This is a genomic window from Achromobacter arsenitoxydans SY8 (genome assembly GCF_000236785.1).
GTDB lineage: Bacteria > Pseudomonadota > Gammaproteobacteria > Burkholderiales > Burkholderiaceae_B > Achromobacter > Achromobacter arsenitoxydans.
Genome location: NZ_AGUF01000010.1, coordinates 23,849 through 42,824 on the forward strand (window position 1 = coordinate 23,849; position 18,976 = coordinate 42,824).

The following is an 18,976-nucleotide window of genomic DNA, read 5'->3' on the forward strand; positions in this document are numbered from 1 at the left end:
TCATGACCGTCCCGGCAGACAGCAGGCATCCATTTCGCGTCGCGCGGCTGGATCTCTGGATCGACCCGGCGTTCGACGACGCGATCGGGCGCAATGCCGCGCTGGACCTCCAGGTGCTGCCCGCCCACGGCGACGCCGTGACGGCGGCGGGCCTGGCCCGCGCGCACGCCTACCATGTCAGCGCGGCCAAGGACGAAGTGCCCGCCCGCTGGCAGGTGTCGGCGGACCTTCTGGCGCAGTGTCCCCAGTTGCTGTGCGTGTCTTCCGGCGGCGCCGGCTACGACACGGTCGACGTCGCGGCCTGCACCCGGGCGGGCGTGGCCGTCGTGAACCAGGCCGGCGCAAACGCCGCCTCGGTCGCGGAAATGACGTTCGCGCTGCTGCTGTCGCTGGTCAAGCGGCTGGGCGAGTCCGAAGCCGCGCTTCGCGCCGGCACGGCCGTCAGCCGGGAAGCCCTGATGGGCCACGAGATCGAAGGCCGCGTGCTCGGCCTTGTCGGCATCGGCGAGATCGGCCGCAAGGTGGCCAGGATCGCGGCGGGCTTCGGCCTGAAGGTCATTGCGTACGATCCGCTCATCACGGCGGCGCAGATCGCCGAGCGCGGCGCCGAGCCCGTCGCGTTCGACGATCTGCTGGATCAGGCCGACATCGTCAGCCTGCACTGTCCGCTGGATGCCGGCACGCGGGGGATGTTCGATGCCGCCGCCTTTCGGCGCATGAAGCGCGGCGCGCTGTTCATTTCGACCGCGCGCGGCGGCATCCATGACGAAGACGCCCTGCTCGCCGCGCTGCAGGCCGGCCATCTGGCCGGCGCGGGCCTGGATGTGTGGCAAGTGGAACCGCCGCCGCCCGGCAGCGGACTGCTGCAGCGTCCCGACGTGGCGGCGGCGTTCCATACGGGCGGCGTCACGCATGAAGGCCGCCGCAAGGTGGCGCAAGGCTCGGCCGCGCAGATCATGGACATGCTGGCCGGCCGCAAGCCTGCGCGCCTGCTCAACCCCGAGGTCTGGCCGCGCTTCCTGGAGCGCCTGGCGGACCGCTCGCCGTTGGTATAGTCCACGGTTTGACACCCGGAACGACCCGCCCTCATGTCCAGCGCCAGTGATTACGTATACGGAGAATTGCGCCGCCGCCTGATGGCCGGATCGTTCCTGCCGGGCGAACCGCTGCGCGAGGAACACATCGCCACGCAGCTCTCCGTCAGCCGCACGCCCGTGCGCAACGCGATCGAACGCCTGATCGCGGACGGTCTGGTCACGCGCGAAGGGCGGCGCGGCGCGGTCGTGCTGGGCTGGCAGGACCGCGACATCGACGAAGCCTTCGAATTGCGCATGCTGCTTGAGCCCTACTCGGCCAAGGCCGCGGCCGAACGCGCCACGCCGGAACAGATACTGGAGCTGGAACGCATCAACCAGTGCATGCTGGACGCGGTCAATTCCGACGCCCCCGATCACGTCGCGCAGGTGCAGCACTACAACAACCTGTTCCACCACACGCTGCTCGAAGCCGCCCAATCGGCCCGGGTGCGCACCATGGTCGAAAACCTGCTGGACATGCCCATCATCATCGGGTCGTTCTACTTCTACGGCCGGGAAGACATGCTGCGCAGCGTGGAACACCACCGCCAGATCATCGCCGCCTTGCGCGCCCGCGATCCCGAATGCGCGCAGATCGCCATGCGCTTCCACCTGGCCGCCACCCATCTGCTTTTCCGCACGCACCGCAAGGATAAGAAGACGGGCGGGTAATCCCCTACTCCCTGTTCCATCCGGCGCCTGCACACGGCGCGCATCCCTATCACAGAATTCGTGATTCCGTATTGGACGCGATCAAGCCGCGGCCCCAGACTTTGCGCATCCCCCATGCCAATCGGAGACCGCGCACATGCAGCGTTATGGCTTGTTCATCAATGGCCGGAGCGTTCCGCCCCTACAGGGACGCTTGATCGCCGCCCACAACCCGTACACCGGAGACGCCTGGGCCGAAATCCCCGACGCCTGCGCAGAGGACGTGGACCTTGCCGTCCAGGCGGCCGAGCAGGCGTTTGAACAGACCTGGCGCCACACGTCCGGCATCAAGCGCGCCCAGTGCCTGCTGCGCCTGGCGGACCTGATCGAGCAAAACGCCGACCGGATGGCCCGTATCGAATCCACCGACAACGGCAAGATCATCCGCGAGACCCGCCCGCAGATGGTGTGGGTGGGACGCCAGCTGCGCTACTACGCCGGCTATGCCGACAAGCTGTACGGCCAGCAGATCCCGCTGGACCAGCCCGATACGCTGGACTACCTGAGCCTGGAACCCTACGGCGTGGTGGCCCTGATTACGGCCTGGAATTCTCCCCTGGCGCTGCTGGCGAACAAGCTGGCGCCCGCGCTGGCGGCGGGTAATTGCGTGGTGGTCAAGCCCAGCGAACACGCGTCCGCGTCCACACTGGAATTCGCCAGCCTGGTTCAGGCGGCGGGCTTTCCGGACGGCGTGTTCAATGTGGTCACGGGCGGCGCCGACACCGGCCGCGCGCTGGTCGAGCATCCCGGCGTCGCGATGGTCAGCTTTACCGGCAGTCCCGGCGTGGGCGCCGAGATCGCGTCCATGGCCGGCCGTCGCCTGACGCCCGTGAAGCTGGAACTGGGCGGCAAGTCGCCCAACATCATCTTCGACGACGCGGACCTGGACAAGGCTGTGGTGGGCGCGCTGGCCGGGATCTTCGGCGCCACGGGCCAGACCTGCGTAGCCGGTTCGCGGCTGCTGGTGCAGCGCAGCGTGATGGATCGCGTGCTGGCGCCCCTGGTCGACAGGGCGCGCAAGATACGCATGGGCAATCCGCTGGACACGGCCACGGAAATGGGCACGGTGGCCAACAAGCCCCAGTTCGACCGCATCCTGGCCACCATCGACAGGGCGCAGGGCGCCGGGGCCACATTGGCCTGCGGCGGCAAGCGCGCCCAGGGCGCGGGCCTGGAACGCGGCTACTTCATCGAGCCGACCATTTTCGCGGGCGTCGACAACGGCAGCGACCTGGCGCAGGAAGAGGTCTTCGGCCCGGTGCTGGCGGTCATCCCGTTCGATACCGAGGACGAAGCCATCCGCCTGGCCAACGGCACCCGGTACGGCCTGGCGGCCGGCCTCTGGACCCGGGATTTGAACCGCGCCATGCGCGTCTCGCGGGCGATGCGCGCGGGATCCGTGTGGGTGAACACCTACCGCGCCATCGCCGCCCAGGCCCCGTTCGGCGGTTTCAAGCAGTCGGGCATCGGCCGGGAACGCGGCGAGGCCGGGCTGCGCGAATACCTCACCACGCGCAACGTGATGATTGATTTTTCTGAAGCGGTCCGCGACCCCTTCGCCATCCGGACCTGAGCCGATCGAGCCAGGCCAATCTGCCAAAGGAAGAGACATGAACGCACGAAAAATGGCGCCTCCGCGCGGGCGGCGCAGCATCCTGCGCGCCGCCCTGGCGGCCGTCGCCGCCGCGGCCACCCTGCCCCTGGGATACGCCGCGCAGGCAGCGCCCGCCTGGCCGTCGCAGCCCATCCGCATGGTGGTGCCCTTCCCGCCCGGCGGCTCGGTGGACACCGTCGCCCGCACGCTGGGCCAGGCGCTGCAGGAAGCGCTGGGCCAGCCCGTCATCATCGAAAACAAGCCCGGCGCCAGCAGCGTGCTCGGCGCCCGCTACGTCAAGCAGGCGGAGCCCGACGGCTACACCCTGCTGCTCAATGCCTCGCTGCAGGTCGCCAATCCGCTGCTGCTGGACACCGTGACCTACGACGCGCTCAAGGACTTTGCGCCCATCACCGAGATCGGCGCGCAGCCCCAGCTTGTGCTGGTGCGCAAGGACAGCCCGTACCAGACCCTGAAGGACCTGGTGACAGGCGCCAAGGCGAAGCCCGGCGAACTGACCTGGGCCATCGCCGCCTATGGGGCCGCGGGCCACCTCGCCTGCGAACTGGTCAACGAGCAGGCCGGGGTGAAGATGGAGGTCATTCCCTATCGCGGCGGCGGCCCGGCGCTGGTCGACCTGATGGGCGGCCAGGTCACGGCGATGACCGAGCCCATGGCGTCGGCCTACCCCCACGTCAAGGACGGCAAGCTGCGCGCGCTGGCGGTCACCAGCAGCCAGCGCGTGGCGGCGATCCCCGACGTCCCCACCGTGGCCGAGGCCGGCTACGCCGGCTTCGACATGCCGAGCTGGTACGGGATCTGGGCGCCCGCTGGCACGCCGCAACCCGTGATCGACAAGGTCTACGCGGCCACGCGGGAAGCGCTGAAGAACCCGGCGGTCAAGGCGAAATTCGAGGCCCTGTCCTTCATCCCGGTGGGTTCCAGCCCGCAGGAGTTCGCCGCCTTCCAGGCCAACGAATACAAGACCTACGAAAAAGTCATCAAGGTCATCAAGTCGCGCGGCGCGAACGCCGCGCCGCGCACCTGAACATCAAGGAGACATCGAATGAAGAGCGAAGCGGATATCCTGGGTTTCATCGGCCTGGGCGTGATGGGCGGCCCCATGTGCGCCAACCTCCTGAAAAAGGCCGGCCGCAAGGTCGTCGCCTATGACACCGTGCCGGCCGCGGCGGACGAGGCCGCGGCGCAAGGCGCCGAACTCGCCCCCGGCGTGGCGCAGGTGGCCGAACAGGCAGACATCGTCTTCCTGTCGCTGCCCTCCATCGACCAGGTCGAATCGGTCTGCCAGGCTATCCTCGCGGCGCCCCGGCGGCCGTCCCTGATCGTCGACATGAGCACCAGCAATGTCACCCGGACGCGCGCCCTGGCCGACCGCCTCAAGGCCGAAGGCATCGCCTTCGTGGATGCGCCCGTCGCCCGCACCAAGCAGGCCGCGGTAGACGGCAAGCTGTTCATCAGCGTCGGCGGGTCGGCGCAGGACTTCGAGCGGGTCGCGCCCTACCTGCGCTGCATGGGCAGCGACGTGCTGCATTGCGGCGACGTGGGCAGCGGCCAGATCGTCAAGATCCTGAACAACTACGTCGTGTTCATGACCGTCAACGCGCTGTCCGAGGCCATCACGATCGGGCGCCAGGCCGGCATGGAGGCCGAGAAACTGCTGTCGCTGCTATCGCAGGGGTCGGCCGACAGCTTCGTGCTGCGCAACCACGGCATGAAGTCGCTGGCCAAGGACGACTTCCCGGAAAAGACCTTCCCCATGACCTACGCCATCAAGGACTGCTCGCTGGCCCTGGACCTGGCGAAGGAAGGCGGCTTCAGTCCGCGCATCGGCGCCTACACCCACGACATGATGTGCCGGGCGCGCGACGCGGGCTACGCGCAGAACTACCACCCCGCCGTCATCAAACTGATCGACGGACGGGTCAAGACCAATCTGCCCGAACGGGTCTGAGCCGCCACGTCAGGACCGCAGCATGAACCCCGATCCGGCCGCCGCCCCGCCCGACGCCACCCGTACCTTGGCCGCCTTCGCCAGCGGCTTGCAATACGCGTCGATCCCGCAGGCGGTCGTCGACAGGATGAAGACCAGCCTGATCGACAGCATCGGCTGCTGCCTCTACGGCATCTCCTTGCCCTGGACGCGGCACGTGCTGGCGATGGCGCAGGAAGACGGCTGCCGCCCGGCGGCGGTCATCTTCGGCGCCGGCGAACGCACCAGTCCGGGCAACGCGGCGCTGGTCAACGCCACGGCCGGACACGCCTTCGAACTGGACGACATCCACAAGGAATCCATCGTCCACCCCGGCTCGCTGGCGCTTCCCGCCATCGCCGCGCTGGCCGGCCAGGCAGGCCAGCGATCCGGCCGCGACTGGCTGGCGGCGCTGACCGCGGGCTACGAGGTCGGCACGCGCGTCGGCAACGCCGCCACCATGCAGCTGTTTTTTCGCGGCTTCCATCCGCAAGGAACGTCCGGCTGCTTCGTCGCGGCCGCCGCCGCGGCGCGCATGCTGGACCTGGACGCGGACCAGACCCAGCACGCTTACGGCATCGCCGGCTCGCAGGCGGCGGGCCTGATGGCCGCGCAGGAAGGCGCCATGGTCAAGCGCCTGCACGCCGGTCGCGCCGCGCAAGGCGGTGTCATGGCCGCCCTGCTCGCCCGGCGCGGCTTCACCGGTATCGCCAACGTGCTGGAAGCCGACTATGGCGGATACCTGAGCGCCTATTCGGGGGCCCCCACGCCCGCCCGGCTGACCGATGGGCTGGGCAAGGACTGGGAAGCCGGCAAGGTCGGCTACAAGCCGTATGCCTCCGTGACCAGCATCCATGCCGCCCAGGACGCGCTGCGCGCCCTCTGCCGCGAAGGCGCGCTGACGGCAGGCGACATCGCCCGCATCCGCGTCGGCGTCAGTTCCATGACGCACGTGCATTGCGCCTGGCCCTATCGCGCACAGGGCGTCACTGCGGCGCAGATGAATCTCTACTACGGCCTGGCGGCCATCGCGGTGGACGGAGAGGCCTTCGTCGCGCAATATCGCGAAGACCGTCTGAGCGATCCCCGGCTGCTTGCGCTGATCGGCCGTATCGAGGCCCATGCCGATCCGGAAATCGACGCCATGGGCGCCGCGTTCCGGCATGCGGCGCGCGTGGAAGTCCTGACGCGCGACGGCGCCGTCCTGCGGCGCGACATCCTGCACCGCCGCGGCAGCCCCGAGAACCCGCTAAGCCACGATGACGTGGTGGCCAAGTTCCATCTTGTCGCGGCCGAGGTCATTCCAGACGCGCGCGCCCGCGCCATCGTCCAGACGGTCGAGGACCTGGACAGCCTGCCCGACGCAACGTCTCTGCTTGCGCTGCTGGAGCCCCCGATCCGCAGGCCCTGACGGCTTGCGCTTCAGGCTGCCGCCTCAGGCAACCGCTTCAGGCGTCCAACGCCATGCGCTTTACCAGGTGGCCGACCACGCGCCGGGTCAGGTCGCTGGCGTGCTTGTCGCTCCAGATCAGTTCCAGGCACACCTGCCCCGAGCTCTGCGGCAGCTCGCGAAAAACCACGCCCGCGAACCCCGTTGTCGCATAGGATGCCGGCGCGACGGACACGCCCAGGCCCAGGCGCACCATCTGGAAAATCGTGAGCGGGCTGCGCGCCGTGTGCCGGAAGTCCGGGCTGAATCCCGCCTCGTGGCAGCAGGCGACGATGGCGTCATAGATGGCCGGGCCGTGTTCGCGGCGCAGCGCGACCATCGGTTCTTCCGACAGCATGGACAGCTGAAAGCCTTCTGTCTGCGCCAGCGGGTGCCGGCTGGGCAACACCGCCACCAGCGGTTCGCGATAGATGAGCTGGCGCCGCACCTCGGCGCGTTCCGGCCGGGCGTGCACGATGCCCACGTCCAGCAGCCCCAGCGACACCGCCTTCACCTGCTCGGCCGACACCATGTCGACCAGCGACAGCGCCACGCCCGGGAATTCCGCGGCCACCAGGCGCTGCACATGCGACACCAGGTGAAACAGCGCGGACGTGGCGACGCCCATCCGCAACACGCCCGCATCATCGTTGCCGGCCCGCACCGCCGCGTTGACCGCCGTGCGCATCTGGTCCAGCAGGATGCGCGTCTCGCGCAGGAAGGCCTGGCCGGCCGGCGTAAGCTTGACCTCGCGGCGGGTGCGGTGCAGCAGTTGCACCCCCATCTCTTCTTCCAGCGACTTCACGTGCTGCGACAGGGGCGGCTGTGAAATGTTCAGCCTTTCGGCGGCCCGGCGGAAGCTGAGCTCCTCCGCGACAGTCACAAAGTACCGCAGTTGGCGCATGTCCATGGCATGACATCTTCTTGTTCGGGCTGGGAACGGACCGCCGCCAGCGGGCGGCAGGCAAGCATACTCCGCTGCGCCGCCCTTGCCCATCCTCCCTGTCGCGCTGCGCCTTCAGCCCAGCAGCTTGGTCAGCGCCCGGACCGGCGTCGACGGCTCCGCCGACAGGAAGGCGTCCAGGATCAGCGCGACCCGCACGTCGGGCAGCGTCAGGCCGGCGTTCGCCTTGAACTTTTCAACGATGTCGGCCTGGCCCAGCGCGCGCTCGCCGCTGCCCAGGTTGACCGGCACGTCCTCCTGCAGGCGCGTGCCGTCATGCAGCGTCACCGTCACCGCGCCCGAGAAATACCGCGGGAACGCCGTGACTTCCTGCGCCCGGCACGTGGTGCGCCCGGCCAGCGACAGCAGCGCCGGATCCGCCAGCCGGGCGGGCGCCAGTTCCTGCAGCGTGAAACGCCCCAGCGCCAGGCAGCCCGCCACGACGAACTGCACGCTGAACTTGGCGTCGTAGTCGCTGCGCGGCCGGGTCTTGATGTGGGCCGGGTCGGCGACGATGGGCAAGGTGGCTGCGGGCAGGTCGCATTCCACCGACCGGATGCGCCCCGCGTCCTTGATGCGGGCATGGATGCGCAGCGCCGCTTCCGCGCAGCCGTGGATGAAATGGCACACGGGATAGGGCTTGATAGAGGTTTCCATCAACGTCCACTCCGCCCCAAGCGCGTTGATGACCGAGTCCGCGTCCACCTGGTCGGCACGCGCCTGCATGTGGGTCTCGTATAGACCGAACTGGCCCTCATAGGGCCGCCGCGGCCCGAAGAATCCGGCCTGCGCCATCTGGGCGGCCGTGATGCCGGCAAAGGCGCCCCAGCCGGGATGCAGGCGCTTGGTCCAGGCTCCGTCTTCCAGGAACACCTGCACCCCCGATGCCGTGCTGGCCGCGATGCCCTGCGCCGCCACCAGCTGGTCTTCGCTCAGCCCCAGCAGCTTGCCGGCCACCAGCGCCGAACTGAAGTGCGACACCACGCCCGTGGCGTGATACCCGCCCTGGTGAAAGCCGCCCTTGACGGACCGGCCCAGGCGTATGGCCGTCTCCATGCCGATCGCGTAGGCGGTCAACAGCTCTGCCCAGCTCAGGTCCAGGGTCTCGCCCAATGCCAGCGCCGCCGGCAGGCAGGCCACCGACGGATGCACGATGGCGCCCGGGTGCGTGTCGTCGAAATCCAGTCCGTGCATCAGGTAGCCGTTGGCCATGGCCGCGTCGCGCGCCTGCAGCGCCGCGCCGCCCCCGATGACCGTGGCGTCGCCCGGCGCGCCAGCCGCGCGGATGCCGGCCAGCCCCGGCCCGGAAAAGTCGAACTGGTGGGCGGCGATGCCCAGCCCGATGGCGTCGATGATATGGAGCAGCGATTTTTCGCGCACCGCCTCCGGCATCGACGCCAGCGTCAGGCCGCGGGCAAAGCGCGCCAGGCCCAGCGCCAGGCTGGAGGACGGCGCTTGCAGATTCGAAGTTGCATGCATGGTGACCAGGTTTCCAAAGTAGAAGCCGCCACGCCCGCGGGCGCGGCACGCGGGAATCAGGATTCGGGGTTCTCGTGCAGAATCGCCACCGGGACAGGCAGGTCTCCTGGCAGGTTGGGATAGCGTTTCAGCACCTGCGGATCGTGCCCCGGCACAAAGTGGCTCACCGAGCCGGCCAGCTTGAGCAGGCGCTTGTGCCCGGCCAGCATCTGCTCCACGTCCACCACCACGGGAAACGGAAGCTTCAGCGTGGCGTTGTCGTAGTAATGCGCGGCATCAGAGGCCAGGACCACCCAGCCGCGCGCGGTATGCACCCGCACCGCCTGCAGCCCCTTGGTATGGCCGCCGATCCGCAGCAGCTCGATGCCGGGCTGCAAGACGTCGTCGCCGTCATGGAATTCCACCCGGTCCTCGTACAGCCGGCGGACGAACTCGCAGACGTCCTCGACGGCAAAGGCCCGCCGCAGCACCGGCTGGCACATGCAGGGCCCGGTGGCGAACGCCGCTTCGGCCTCCTGCAGGTGAAACCGGGCGTTGGGCAGCTTGTCCAGATTGCCGGCGTGGTCCCAGTGCAGGTGGGTCAGGATCACGTCCCGGATCTGCTCGGGCCGCACGCCCAGGTGCCGCAGCGCGTCGATCGGGCAGCAGTCCAGCGGCCGCCCGCGCTGCGACGCGCCGCGTTCGCCAAACCCGGTGTCCACCAGGATGGCGGTATCGCCCAGTTTGATCAGCCACACGTAGAAATCCATGTCCACGGTGCCGTCGTGGGCATCGTGCAGGATGAAATTGTGCGAAGCCGGACGCGTCATGCGGGCATAGCGCAGCGCATAGACTTCATAGCAGGGTAAGTTGTCGGTCATGGCCGGGCGCCTCCTACGCCCTTATACGCCAAGATAGGCTTGCCTTACGAAATCGTCCTCAAGCAGTTCCTGGCCCGTGCCCGTGCGCACGACTTCGCCGCGCTCCAGCACATAGGCCCGGTGCGAAAGCCGCATGGCCAGCCGGGCGTTCTGCTCCACCAGCACAATGGACAGGCCGGTTTCCCGGTTCAGCCGTTCGACGGCCTGGGCGATTTCCGCGATCACCTTGGGCGCCAGTCCCAGCGACGGCTCGTCCAGCAGCAGCAGCCTGGGCTGGGCCATGAGCGCCCGGCCGATCGCCACCATCTGCTGTTCGCCCCCCGACAGCGATCCGGCCATCTGGGCGCGCCGCTCCTGCACGCGGGGGAACAGGCCGTAAATCAGATCCAGCGTCCGCCGGCGCGTAGCCGCGCAGCGCGTGGTGTAGGCGCCCAGTTCCAGGTTGTCCATCACCGTCATGCGGGGAAACAGCCGCCGCCCCTCGGGCGACAGGGCGATGCCGCGCGCGACGCGTCCCGCGGCGGACATGCCGGAAATCGACATGCCGTCCCAGCGCAGGTCGCCCCGCGCCAGCGTCTTGAGCCCCATCATCGCCTTCAGGGTGGTGGACTTGCCGGCGCCGTTGGATCCCACCAGGGCCACGATCTCGCCCTCGTCGACCCGCAGCGACACATCGTGCACGGCCTCCAACGGGCCATAGCAGACCGCGATGGACTGCGCTTCAAGCGTGGGCATAGTCGGGGGCTCCCAGATAAGCTTCGATCACCGCGGGGTCGGACTGGATTTCCCGCGGCGTGCCTTCGGCGATCTTGCGGCCCTGCACCAGCACATAGATGCGATGGCACAGTTCCATGACCACCGCCATGTGGTGTTCCACGAACAGCACGGAGATGCCGCGATGCGCGCGCAGCCGCTGCAGCAGCCGGCCCAGTTCGGCGCACTCCTCGCCGTTCAGCCCGGCCGCCGGTTCGTCCAGCAGCAGGATCTTCGGCCGGGTCGCGAAGCCGATCGCCACCCCCAGCAGCTTCTGGTGTCCGTACGCCAGCCCGCCCGCCGCGACGTGGCGGTACGGGCCCAGGCCTGACAATTCCAGGATTTCGTCCACCTCCCGCGCCACGCGCAGCAGTCCCGCCCGGCGCTCGCGGGTGGTCACGGCATGGGTCCAAACGGACCCCGGCAGGGTCGAAAGCGCGCCGCGCAACAGGTTCTGTTCCACCGTGGCGCTCTGGTAGACCGAAGTCGATTGGAAGGTGCGCGCCAGACCGCGCCGCACCACCGCGCTGGGCGCCATGCCCGTGATGTCGCCGCCTTCCAGCACGACCCGGCCGGCCGTGGGAATCAGGGTGCCGCTGATCAGGTTGAAGGCCGTGCTCTTGCCGGCCCCGTTGGGTCCGATCAGGCCCACCACCTCGTCGCGCGCCACGTGCAGGTCCAGGTCGCTGACGGCCTGCAGCCCGCCGAACCGCTTGGAAAGGCCGCGCACCTCAAGCAGCGGCTGGGATGTCGTTGGGTTCGTCATGCCGATTTCCTTTTCTTGCCCGGCAGCCGCATGCCGGCCAGTCCTTGCGGCAGGAAGCGCAGCATGAGGATCAGCGCCACCCCGTACAGAATGTCCTGCGATTCCACCGCGCCGCGGAAGAACTCCGGCAGCGGCGTCATAACCAGCGCGCCGACCAGCCCGCCCAGCAAGTATCTGCGTCCGCCGACCACCATCATGATGATGAGCGCGACCGACAGGTGCATGTTGAACGACTCCGGCGAGATGTATCCCACGTAGTGCGCCAGCAGCGCCCCGCCCAGGCCGGCAAAGACGCTGGCCAGCGTGAAGGCGAACAGCTGCGTGCGCCGCACGCCGATGCCGCTGGATTCCGCCAGCGCCGGATTCTCGCCCACCGCATCCACGGCTTCGCCGGCCGGCGAGGCGTAGAACCAGCGGAAAAAGGCCAGCACGCCGATCGTGACAACCGCCGCCAGCGCGTAGAACGCCGCCTTGTCGGAGAACACGTAGCCCGCGATGGACGCCGGCGGGATATTGGTAATGCCGTTCGCGCCGCCCGTCACGTCCCCGAACTCCAGCAGCACCAGCCGCAGCAGCTCGCCGAACGCAAAGGTCACCAGGACGAAGTAGACGCCCTGCAGCCGCAGCACGATGCGCCCCAGCAGATAGGCCACGCACCCCGCGGCGATCATGGCGGCGGCCACGCCCACGACGAACGGCAGCCCCAGCCCCTTGACGCAAAACACCGAGGCATAGGCGCCCACACCGGCCAGCGCGCCATGGCACAGCGATATCTGCCCCGCCCTGGCCAGCACCGACAGCGAGGTCACGACAATGGCGTTGATGCAGATGAAAATGGCCAAGTGGTACGTGAAGGCCTGGTTCAGGAAGAACGGCACGCAGGCCAGCGCCGCCAGGCCCAGCAGGCTGGCCGCCCCCAAAGGCTGCGGCGCGGCGGCGCCGCGGATCAGGGTCTGCGCGGCGGCCGGAGAGACCGGCGGAAGAATGGCTTTGCTCATTTCCATCTCACGCCTCCGCCTTGCCCAGCAGCCCGGACGGCCGCAGCACCAGAATGCCCATCACCAGCGCGAAGATCAGGATCTCCGCCAGGCTGTTGCTCATGAAGGAACTCGCCAGGCTCTCGGCCACGCCCAGCAGCAGGCTTGCCGCCGCGGCGCCCGGCACGCTGCCCAGCCCGCCCAGGATCACCACGATGAAGGCCTTGAGCAGCGGCGTGCTCCCGATGAAGGGCGACACCGAGAACAGCGGCGCCATCAGCGCCCCCGCGATCGCAGCGAGCCCCACGCCGATGCTGAATCCCAGCGGATACATGAGCTTGGCCCGCACGCCCTGCGCCGTCGCGATCTCCATGTCCTGCACCGCGGCGCGCAGAGCCTTGCCCTGCCGCGTGTGGATCAAGAAGACGTACAGCACCGCCAGCACGATCACCGAGCAGACGGCCACGTACAGCCGCGACGCCGGGATGATCACCGTTCCCAGCTGGAACACGCCTTCGGCGACCTGCGGCATGATCTGCGAATCCGGGCCGAACACCACCAGCGCCACCGCCTGCAGAATCATGGCCACGCCGATGGTCGCGATCATGCCGTTCAGCTCATCGTGGCGGAAGGGCTTGAGGACAGCCCATTCCACCACCCAGCCCAGCGCAGCCGTCACGACGAAGGCGCCCAGCAGCGCCAGCAGAAATGGCGCTTGCCAGTGGCTCATCAGCACATAGGTTGCGAACGCCCCCACCATATAGAACTGGCCGTGCGCAAAGTTGACGACGCGCATCACGCCGAACACCAGCGTGAACCCCACCGCCATCAGCAGGTAGAGCAGGCCGATGATGACGCCGTTCACCAGCGCCTGGGATAGCAAGTTGGACATGGGTATCCCTCCGCCCGCTTATTTCTGGATATCGACGCACTTGTCGATATCGCATCGCGCCACGGTGACTTCCTGGCCGTCGCGGACCTCGGAAATGAAGAACGGCGAGGCAACCTGGTGGTCGATGCCGTAGCGCGCCTTGCCGCTCCAGTTCACCACGCCCTGGATGCCCTTGTAGTCCTTCAGCTTGGCCAGTTCGTCGCGGACTCGTGTGCTGTCGGCCACGGTGCCCGCGTTCTGCATGGCCTTGAACAGCATGTGCGTGCCGTCGTAGAAGGCCGGGCTGAAGCCGTTCATCTTCTTGTTGTACTTGTCCTGGTAGCGCTGGGCGTAGCGCGCCACTTCCTTGTTGTCCGGATCCTGCAGGGACGTGACCATCATGCCTTCGGTCGCGGCCTTGCCGGCAACGGCCACGATCTCGGGCGTCGCCGGGCCGCCGTTGCGCACGATGGGCCCCTTGAAGCCAAGCTCGCGGGCCTGGCGCACGATCATGCCGGCCGTGGCCGGCGAGTTCCCGTCCAGCTCGATGGCGTCGATGCCTGCGCTGAGCATCCGGGTCAGCAGCGGCACCATGTCCACGCGCTGGCGCTCGAAGAATTCCTTGCTGGACAGCGCGGCGCCCGCCTTTTCATAGGCGCGGGCCAGGTCGCCGGAAATCTGCTGGCCGGATTCGTCATTGGGGAACAGGCCGCCCACCTTCTTCAGGTTGAAGCGCTTGACCAGCCACGCGATGATGGGCGGCGCCGTCTCTTCCGTCGTCAAGTTGGGCCGGAACGAATAGGGCTTTTCCGGGCTCAGCGCCTTGTTGGTGAAGCCCAGCGTCATGATGATGACCTTCTCGCGCTCGGTGACCGGCTGGACGGCCAGCGCCGGCGCCGATCCCATCGGCCCGATGATGTACTTCACCTTGTCGTCGCTGACCAGCCGGTTGGCGGCCGTCACCGCATCCGCGGACTGGTACTTGTCGTCGTAGGGGATGACGCTGATCTTGTACTTCTTGCCGCCCACCTCCAGGCCGCCCTGCGCGTTGATGTCGTCGGCCGCGAGTTCGGCGCCGTACAGCAGCGCCTGGCCCCAGGCCGCGCCCGCTCCCGACAAGGTCACCAGCGCGCCGATCTTCAGCGTGTCCTGCGCCATGGCTACCGCGGGCAGCGCTAGCGCGACGGGCAGCATCGCCTTGAATATACGAATCATGTCTCTCTCCTGTGCTTTTTGTGTTGGCAGTGCTTGAACAGCAGGTGTCGTGCGCCTGAGCGGCCGTTGTCGGCAGCCTGGCGTCACAGGGGTATTTCGATATCCAGCAGGGGCGCATGCTGCTGCGCGCCGTATACGTCCACGTCGCCCACCGCGCCCGATGCCACCGGACGCGGCAGGGTCGCCTTCCAGGCGAGCGCCGGCGGATACTCGGTAAAGAGCACGTCCTCTTGCTGCACGCCATACAGCCGGGCGATCAGCGCGGCGCTGACGACGTCGGTGGCGCGCACGCGCTCGAACAAGGCCGGATCATCGAACATGATGTCCAGCGTGATGGAAAACGGCCCAGCGTTCTTGCTCTTGCAGGCCTTGGCGATGTCTTTCAGCTTGGCCACGTTGGCTCTCCCCGCTCAGACGGTTTCGTATTCGATGGGAAACAGGCTGAGCGGATCAGCCACCTTGATCACGTGCTGCATGAAGAATTCGTAGATCGGGCCGCGCTCGATATCCGACGGCGAGAACGGGAACGCCATGTTTCCTTCGCGGCACATGCGCCCCGGAAAGTCGGAATGCAGCAGCGTCACGCGCGCCAGCGACAGCGCCGCGTTGGCGATTTCCTGCGTTCTGCCCACGACTTCCGCGACGATGGCGAGCTCCTGCGGCCTGAAGCCGGGGTTCGGCTCCCAGGCTCCCATCACGCCGTGCGCGCCATACACCCTGAGCACCAGCTGCCAGTCTTCCGGCGCAATCCCCAGCGCCGCGACCTTGGTCGCCGTGGAGGCGCGCACAAATTCCAGGAAGCTGTCGGTTTGGCCGATCAGGCCGGGATCGCGGGTGGCGGCGAAGGCCACCGCGCTGAACCCGGCGCGCCGCACGCCTTCCAGCTTGATGGTGTAGGGCTCGGGGAGCCACTTCATGCCCGTGATCCGCACGCGGCGGTCCGACACCGCGCGGATTTCGCAGTCGCGCGTGTCCACGCATCCGCCCGGCTCGTAGCGCAGCACGGGGCTGGCGTTCTCGTGCAGCGCCTGCACCGCCACCGACAGCGGCGTGCAGCGCAACTCGGGATTGAGCGGCTCCGCCTCGACATAGTCCTGTCCCACCGTGACCATCAGGCAGTCGTGCTTCTTGGGAATCGCCGCATTGCACGCGCACTCCAGCATCTTGCCGGCGTACCAGGCGGGCGCCGCCGGGACGCCGTGATGCATGGCCAGCGCCACCCATGGCGCCGGGTCTGTGCCGCGCCCTCCCAGGATCACCTGCGCGCCCTCGGCCAGGGCCTGGCGATACGGTTCCGGGCCCATCATGCCGACAATGCGCACGGCCTGGCCGATATCTTCCGCAGTCAGGGCGCCCGCCGTGCCCAGGGCCCGGATGCGTTCTTCCGCCAGCGCCCGCTGAATGACTGCCGGATCCTGTTCGGCATGGATTAGCGCCATCTTGAAATGCAGGCCGTGTTCGCGGGCGATTTCGCGCACGATGTCGGCGCAGGCTTGCAGGTGCGGCTCGCCGCCCGCGCCGCCGCAGGTGCCGACCATCATCGGAATGCCGTTCGCGATCGCGGCGCGCAGCAATAGCGACAGATCGCGCTTCATCGCCATCCGGGAGTTCAGCGTCTTGCCGGACCCCAGGTAATGCGGACCGGGATCGCTGGAGCCGCCATCCACGCCTACCATGTGGGGCTTGAGCTCCATGGCGGCCTTGATGGAGGCTTCGGGAAACCCGTAGCCCAGGATGCCGCTGGCGGACATCATCCGCACGCTTGCATGTGTCATGTCGGTGGTCCTTTAGCGGCTGCCGCCCTTCCAGTCGCCGGCGCGCGGCCGACGCAGCCCCAGGTTGCCGCGCAGCGTGCCGCCGGCATATTCCTTGCGCACCAGTCCGCGCTTCTGCAGATGCGGGATGACGAGGCGCACGATATCCTCGTACGTGCCCGGCACGGCGGTCGCCGACAGCACGAAGCCGTCGCAGCCCTTGCTGAACCATTCCTCCATCATGTCGGCCACCTGCTCGCCGGTGCCGCAGAACACCGGCCCGTCGTTCAGCGTGCCGCGGCCGGAGGCCTCGACGAAATCGCGCACCGACGGATTCTTCTTGCCGCTGACCTGCACCACTTTGTCCCGCAGGCTCTGCCAGGACATCGCGGCCAGTTCCGCGTCCGTGAAGGGCTGGTCGTAGGGGCGGCCCGAAAAGTCGATGTTGGCGGTCTCGCCGATCATCGTCAGCCCGTCGATCGGCCGCGACAGGGCGGCGATCATGTCGCGCTTTTCCCTGGCCAGGCTTTCCGTTTCCGCGGCGATGATCTTGACCTCGGCGGCGACCTTCAGATCATCGGGATTGCGCCCGGCCTTGGCCACGCCGTCCTTTAGCGCCTGGTACTGCTTGATGCCGCCTTCCAGCGTCGGATACTTGGCGAACACGACCTCCGCCCAGCGCGCTGCGAAGGCCAGCCCGCGGCCGCTCTGGCCCGCCTGCAGGATCACCGGGTTGCCTTGCGGAGAGCGTGGCACCGTCAGCGGCCCGCGCGACCGGAAGAAGCGGCCCTCGTGGTCCAGCCTGCGCACCTTGTCCGGGTCGGCGAAGAAGCCCTCTTCCTTGTCAGCGACGATGATGTCGTCTTCCCAGGTGTCCCAATGGCCCATCACCACTTCCATGAACTCGTCCGCGCGGTCGTAGCGCAGATCGTGCTCCAGGTGCTCGGTGTGGCCGAAGTTGGCGGCCTCGGAGTCGTTCATGGACGTGACCACGTTCCAGGCCACCCGCCCCTTCGTCATCAGATCCAGCGTGGCGAACAGGCGGGCCACGTGGAAGGGCTCGTAGTACGTCGTGGAATACGTGGCGCCCAGCCCGAGGTTGCGCGTGGCCATGGCCATCGCCATCAGCACGGCGGTCGGCTCCAGCTTCACGGCCCGCACGCCATTGCGCACGGTCTCGCGGTGGTTGCCGCCATAGATGTCCGGCATGGCCAGGCGGTCATCGAAGAACGCCATGTCGAAGCGGCCGTCTTCCAGCGTGCGCGCAATGCGCTGGTAGTACTCGGGCGTCAGGTAGTCAGTCATGCTCGACGGATTTCTCCACGAGCCGACATAGTTGGAACAATTCTGGGCTTGCAGGAAGGCCACCAGGGCCATTTGGCGGGAAGTTGTGCTCATGCTGTCCGATTTCCGGTTGGTTCGCATTGATGGCGAGGTGGCGTCAGTATTGGTGTCGACTCGGATATGCACAATTTCCGCGGCGTGATACATCTATAACCACAATGAATCAATCAACCGACCGCCCAGCCCTCACCCGGCTCGAACTCTCCGAACTGGAAACCTTTTTGTGGGTCGTGCGCGAAGGCAGCTTCAGCGACGCGGCCCGCAAGCTGCATCTATCCCAGCCTGCCGTCACCAATCGCATCAAGCGGCTGGAAGACAAGCTGCGCACCAAGCTGCTGCAGCGGACCACGCGCCAGGTCACGGCCACGCCGGATGGCATCCGCCTGCGGGACGCGGCCGAAGAGGCGCTGGCCGGCTTGCGCGACGTCATGCGCCAGTTTCAGAAAAGCGCGGAAACCGGGCGCCACCGCATCGTCGTGGCGTGCACGCCGATGCTGGCGGCGACGGTGCTGCCGCGCCTGATCCACGACTACCAGCAGCGCTACCCGGATATCCAGGTGGTGCTGCGCGACCTGCCCTACGCCCAGGTCGTGCAGGCGGTCACCCAGGACGCGGCGGACTTTGCCGTAGCGGCGCTGGATACCAAGCAGCGCGGGCTGCAGTTCCAGTCATTGGCCGAGGAAAAAGTGCTGCTCGTCGTGCCCGCCGGCCATCCGCTGGCCGCGCACGCCCGCGTCACGCTGTCGATGATCGCGCCCTACCGGATCATGTTCCTGGACCGCTACCTGTCGCTGCGCAAGCACCTGACCGAAGAGTTCGCCAAGCAGGGGCTGAGCTTCGAGCACACCACGGCGTCGACCCTGCCCACCCTGCTGGGCATGATCGACGCGGGCAACTGCGTCACCTTCCTGCCCCGCACCATGGTCCAGCGCAACGCGCAGTCTTCGCGTGTGCTCATCGAGATCCAGGACCTGGACGCCACCCGCCATTGGGGCTGCATCCTGTCGCGCCGGGCCGAACTGTCCGCCGCCGCCCAGGCTTTCAAGGAGTACCTGCGCAAGCACTTCCGGGAGCAGCTTGCCGAACCGGTCTGACACCGGCGCATTCATAACGCGGCGTAATAGACGCATACCGGAACACAATTTGTGGGCGGTTCCACGCCGCCCCTAGACTGGGCGCCATGCCAGGACTGGCGCCGGCGGACCCCGTTTCCG

The 18,976-nt window shown here is 67.8% G+C and carries 18 protein-coding genes; 7 read left to right on the top strand and 11 right to left on the bottom strand.

The annotated features are described in order from the left end of the window. Positions 1–2: 2 nt before the first annotated feature. From KYC_RS01970 to KYC_RS01995, 6 genes are all read left to right on the top strand, one after another. On the top strand, positions 3–1,055 hold the full coding sequence (locus KYC_RS01970) for a hydroxyacid dehydrogenase (protein WP_008158319.1): 1,053 nt from the start codon (positions 3–5) through the stop codon (positions 1,053–1,055). A gap of 33 nt (positions 1,056–1,088) precedes the next feature. Further along, positions 1,089–1,748: a GntR family transcriptional regulator gene (locus KYC_RS01975; RefSeq protein WP_008158322.1), complete on the top strand. Its 660-nt coding sequence runs from the start codon at positions 1,089–1,091 to the stop codon at positions 1,746–1,748. Between the two features lie 136 nt (positions 1,749–1,884). Next, entirely contained in the window at positions 1,885–3,360 is a 1,476-nt protein-coding gene (locus KYC_RS01980; protein ID WP_008158323.1) for an aldehyde dehydrogenase, read from the top strand. Positions 3,361–3,397: 37 nt separating this feature from the next. Continuing rightward, complete coding sequence (locus KYC_RS01985; RefSeq protein ID WP_043517317.1) at positions 3,398–4,429, top strand: Bug family tripartite tricarboxylate transporter substrate binding protein; 1,032 nt, start codon at positions 3,398–3,400, stop codon at positions 4,427–4,429. A gap of 18 nt (positions 4,430–4,447) precedes the next feature. Beyond that, entirely contained in the window at positions 4,448–5,353 is a 906-nt protein-coding gene (locus tag KYC_RS01990; RefSeq protein ID WP_008158328.1) for an NAD(P)-dependent oxidoreductase, read from the top strand. Between the two features lie 22 nt (positions 5,354–5,375). Continuing rightward, positions 5,376–6,782, top strand: a complete 1,407-nt coding sequence (locus KYC_RS01995; protein WP_008158330.1) for an MmgE/PrpD family protein — start codon at positions 5,376–5,378, stop codon at positions 6,780–6,782. A 37-nt stretch (positions 6,783–6,819) separates the two neighbouring features. On the opposite strand, the gene KYC_RS02000 is transcribed toward KYC_RS01995, so the two are convergent. From KYC_RS02000 to KYC_RS02050, 11 genes are all read right to left on the bottom strand, one after another. After that, positions 6,820–7,710, bottom strand: a complete 891-nt coding sequence (locus tag KYC_RS02000) for a LysR family transcriptional regulator (protein WP_008158332.1) — start codon at positions 7,708–7,710, stop codon at positions 6,820–6,822. A 108-nt stretch (positions 7,711–7,818) separates the two neighbouring features. Next, complete coding sequence (locus tag KYC_RS02005) at positions 7,819–9,222, bottom strand: MmgE/PrpD family protein (RefSeq protein WP_008158334.1); 1,404 nt, start codon at positions 9,220–9,222, stop codon at positions 7,819–7,821. A 56-nt stretch (positions 9,223–9,278) separates the two neighbouring features. Continuing rightward, a complete protein-coding gene (locus tag KYC_RS02010; RefSeq protein ID WP_008158336.1) occupies positions 9,279–10,082 on the bottom strand; it encodes an N-acyl homoserine lactonase family protein in 804 nt (267 codons plus the stop codon). 21 nt (positions 10,083–10,103) lie between these two features. Beyond that, positions 10,104–10,817 carry an ABC transporter ATP-binding protein gene (locus KYC_RS02015; RefSeq protein WP_008158339.1) on the bottom strand — a complete coding sequence of 238 codons (714 nt, stop codon included), beginning with the start codon at positions 10,815–10,817 and terminating at the stop codon, positions 10,104–10,106. Beyond that, a complete protein-coding gene (locus tag KYC_RS02020) occupies positions 10,804–11,601 on the bottom strand; it encodes an ABC transporter ATP-binding protein (RefSeq protein WP_008158341.1) in 798 nt (265 codons plus the stop codon). The genes KYC_RS02015 and KYC_RS02020 overlap by 14 nt, the downstream gene beginning before the upstream one ends. Next, the gene (locus tag KYC_RS02025) at positions 11,598–12,599 is read right to left on the bottom strand and encodes a branched-chain amino acid ABC transporter permease (RefSeq protein ID WP_100148246.1); all 1,002 of its coding nucleotides are present in this window, start codon (positions 12,597–12,599) and stop codon (positions 11,598–11,600) included. The genes KYC_RS02020 and KYC_RS02025 overlap by 4 nt, the downstream gene beginning before the upstream one ends. 7 nt (positions 12,600–12,606) lie before the next feature. Then, entirely contained in the window at positions 12,607–13,470 is an 864-nt protein-coding gene (locus tag KYC_RS02030; RefSeq protein ID WP_008158346.1) for a branched-chain amino acid ABC transporter permease, read from the bottom strand. Between the two features lie 18 nt (positions 13,471–13,488). Then, the gene (locus KYC_RS02035; protein ID WP_008158349.1) at positions 13,489–14,664 is read right to left on the bottom strand and encodes an ABC transporter substrate-binding protein; all 1,176 of its coding nucleotides are present in this window, start codon (positions 14,662–14,664) and stop codon (positions 13,489–13,491) included. An 83-nt stretch (positions 14,665–14,747) separates the two neighbouring features. Beyond that, positions 14,748–15,059, bottom strand: coding sequence for a DUF4387 domain-containing protein (locus tag KYC_RS02040; RefSeq protein ID WP_008158351.1), 312 nt, complete (start codon positions 15,057–15,059; stop codon positions 14,748–14,750). Between the two features lie 15 nt (positions 15,060–15,074). Further along, positions 15,075–16,439, bottom strand: a complete 1,365-nt coding sequence (locus tag KYC_RS02045; RefSeq protein ID WP_100148241.1) for an acyclic terpene utilization AtuA family protein — start codon at positions 16,437–16,439, stop codon at positions 15,075–15,077. 12 nt (positions 16,440–16,451) lie between these two features. Beyond that, positions 16,452–17,816 (bottom strand): LLM class flavin-dependent oxidoreductase, encoded by a 1,365-nt coding sequence (locus tag KYC_RS02050; protein WP_043517319.1) that lies wholly within the window; start codon positions 17,814–17,816, stop codon positions 16,452–16,454. Between the two features lie 104 nt (positions 17,817–17,920). On the opposite strand from KYC_RS02050, the gene KYC_RS02055 reads away from it, so the two are divergent. Continuing rightward, complete coding sequence (locus KYC_RS02055) at positions 17,921–18,856, top strand: LysR family transcriptional regulator (protein ID WP_081477968.1); 936 nt, start codon at positions 17,921–17,923, stop codon at positions 18,854–18,856. Positions 18,857–18,976 lie beyond the last annotated feature (120 nt).

Excerpts from the sequence above, each read along its gene's own strand:
- KYC_RS01970 (WP_008158319.1), top strand. The coding sequence starts at position 3 with ATGACCGTCCCGGCAGACAGCAGGCATCCATTTCGCGTCGCGCGGCTG.
- KYC_RS01975 (WP_008158322.1), top strand. The coding sequence starts at position 1,089 with ATGTCCAGCGCCAGTGATTACGTATACGGAGAATTGCGCCGCCGCCTG.
- KYC_RS01980 (WP_008158323.1), top strand. The coding sequence starts at position 1,885 with ATGCAGCGTTATGGCTTGTTCATCAATGGCCGGAGCGTTCCGCCCCTA.
- KYC_RS01985 (WP_043517317.1), top strand. The coding sequence starts at position 3,398 with ATGAACGCACGAAAAATGGCGCCTCCGCGCGGGCGGCGCAGCATCCTG.
- KYC_RS01990 (WP_008158328.1), top strand. The coding sequence starts at position 4,448 with ATGAAGAGCGAAGCGGATATCCTGGGTTTCATCGGCCTGGGCGTGATG.
- KYC_RS01995 (WP_008158330.1), top strand. The coding sequence starts at position 5,376 with ATGAACCCCGATCCGGCCGCCGCCCCGCCCGACGCCACCCGTACCTTG.
- KYC_RS02000 (WP_008158332.1), bottom strand. The coding sequence starts at position 7,710 with ATGGACATGCGCCAACTGCGGTACTTTGTGACTGTCGCGGAGGAGCTC.
- KYC_RS02005 (WP_008158334.1), bottom strand. The coding sequence starts at position 9,222 with ATGCATGCAACTTCGAATCTGCAAGCGCCGTCCTCCAGCCTGGCGCTG.
- KYC_RS02010 (WP_008158336.1), bottom strand. The coding sequence starts at position 10,082 with ATGACCGACAACTTACCCTGCTATGAAGTCTATGCGCTGCGCTATGCC.
- KYC_RS02015 (WP_008158339.1), bottom strand. The coding sequence starts at position 10,817 with ATGCCCACGCTTGAAGCGCAGTCCATCGCGGTCTGCTATGGCCCGTTG.
- KYC_RS02020 (WP_008158341.1), bottom strand. The coding sequence starts at position 11,601 with ATGACGAACCCAACGACATCCCAGCCGCTGCTTGAGGTGCGCGGCCTT.
- KYC_RS02025 (WP_100148246.1), bottom strand. The coding sequence starts at position 12,599 with ATGAGCAAAGCCATTCTTCCGCCGGTCTCTCCGGCCGCCGCGCAGACC.
- KYC_RS02030 (WP_008158346.1), bottom strand. The coding sequence starts at position 13,470 with ATGTCCAACTTGCTATCCCAGGCGCTGGTGAACGGCGTCATCATCGGC.
- KYC_RS02035 (WP_008158349.1), bottom strand. The coding sequence starts at position 14,664 with ATGATTCGTATATTCAAGGCGATGCTGCCCGTCGCGCTAGCGCTGCCC.
- KYC_RS02045 (WP_100148241.1), bottom strand. The coding sequence starts at position 16,439 with ATGACACATGCAAGCGTGCGGATGATGTCCGCCAGCGGCATCCTGGGC.
- KYC_RS02050 (WP_043517319.1), bottom strand. The coding sequence starts at position 17,816 with ATGAGCACAACTTCCCGCCAAATGGCCCTGGTGGCCTTCCTGCAAGCC.
- KYC_RS02055 (WP_081477968.1), top strand. The coding sequence starts at position 17,921 with ATGAATCAATCAACCGACCGCCCAGCCCTCACCCGGCTCGAACTCTCC.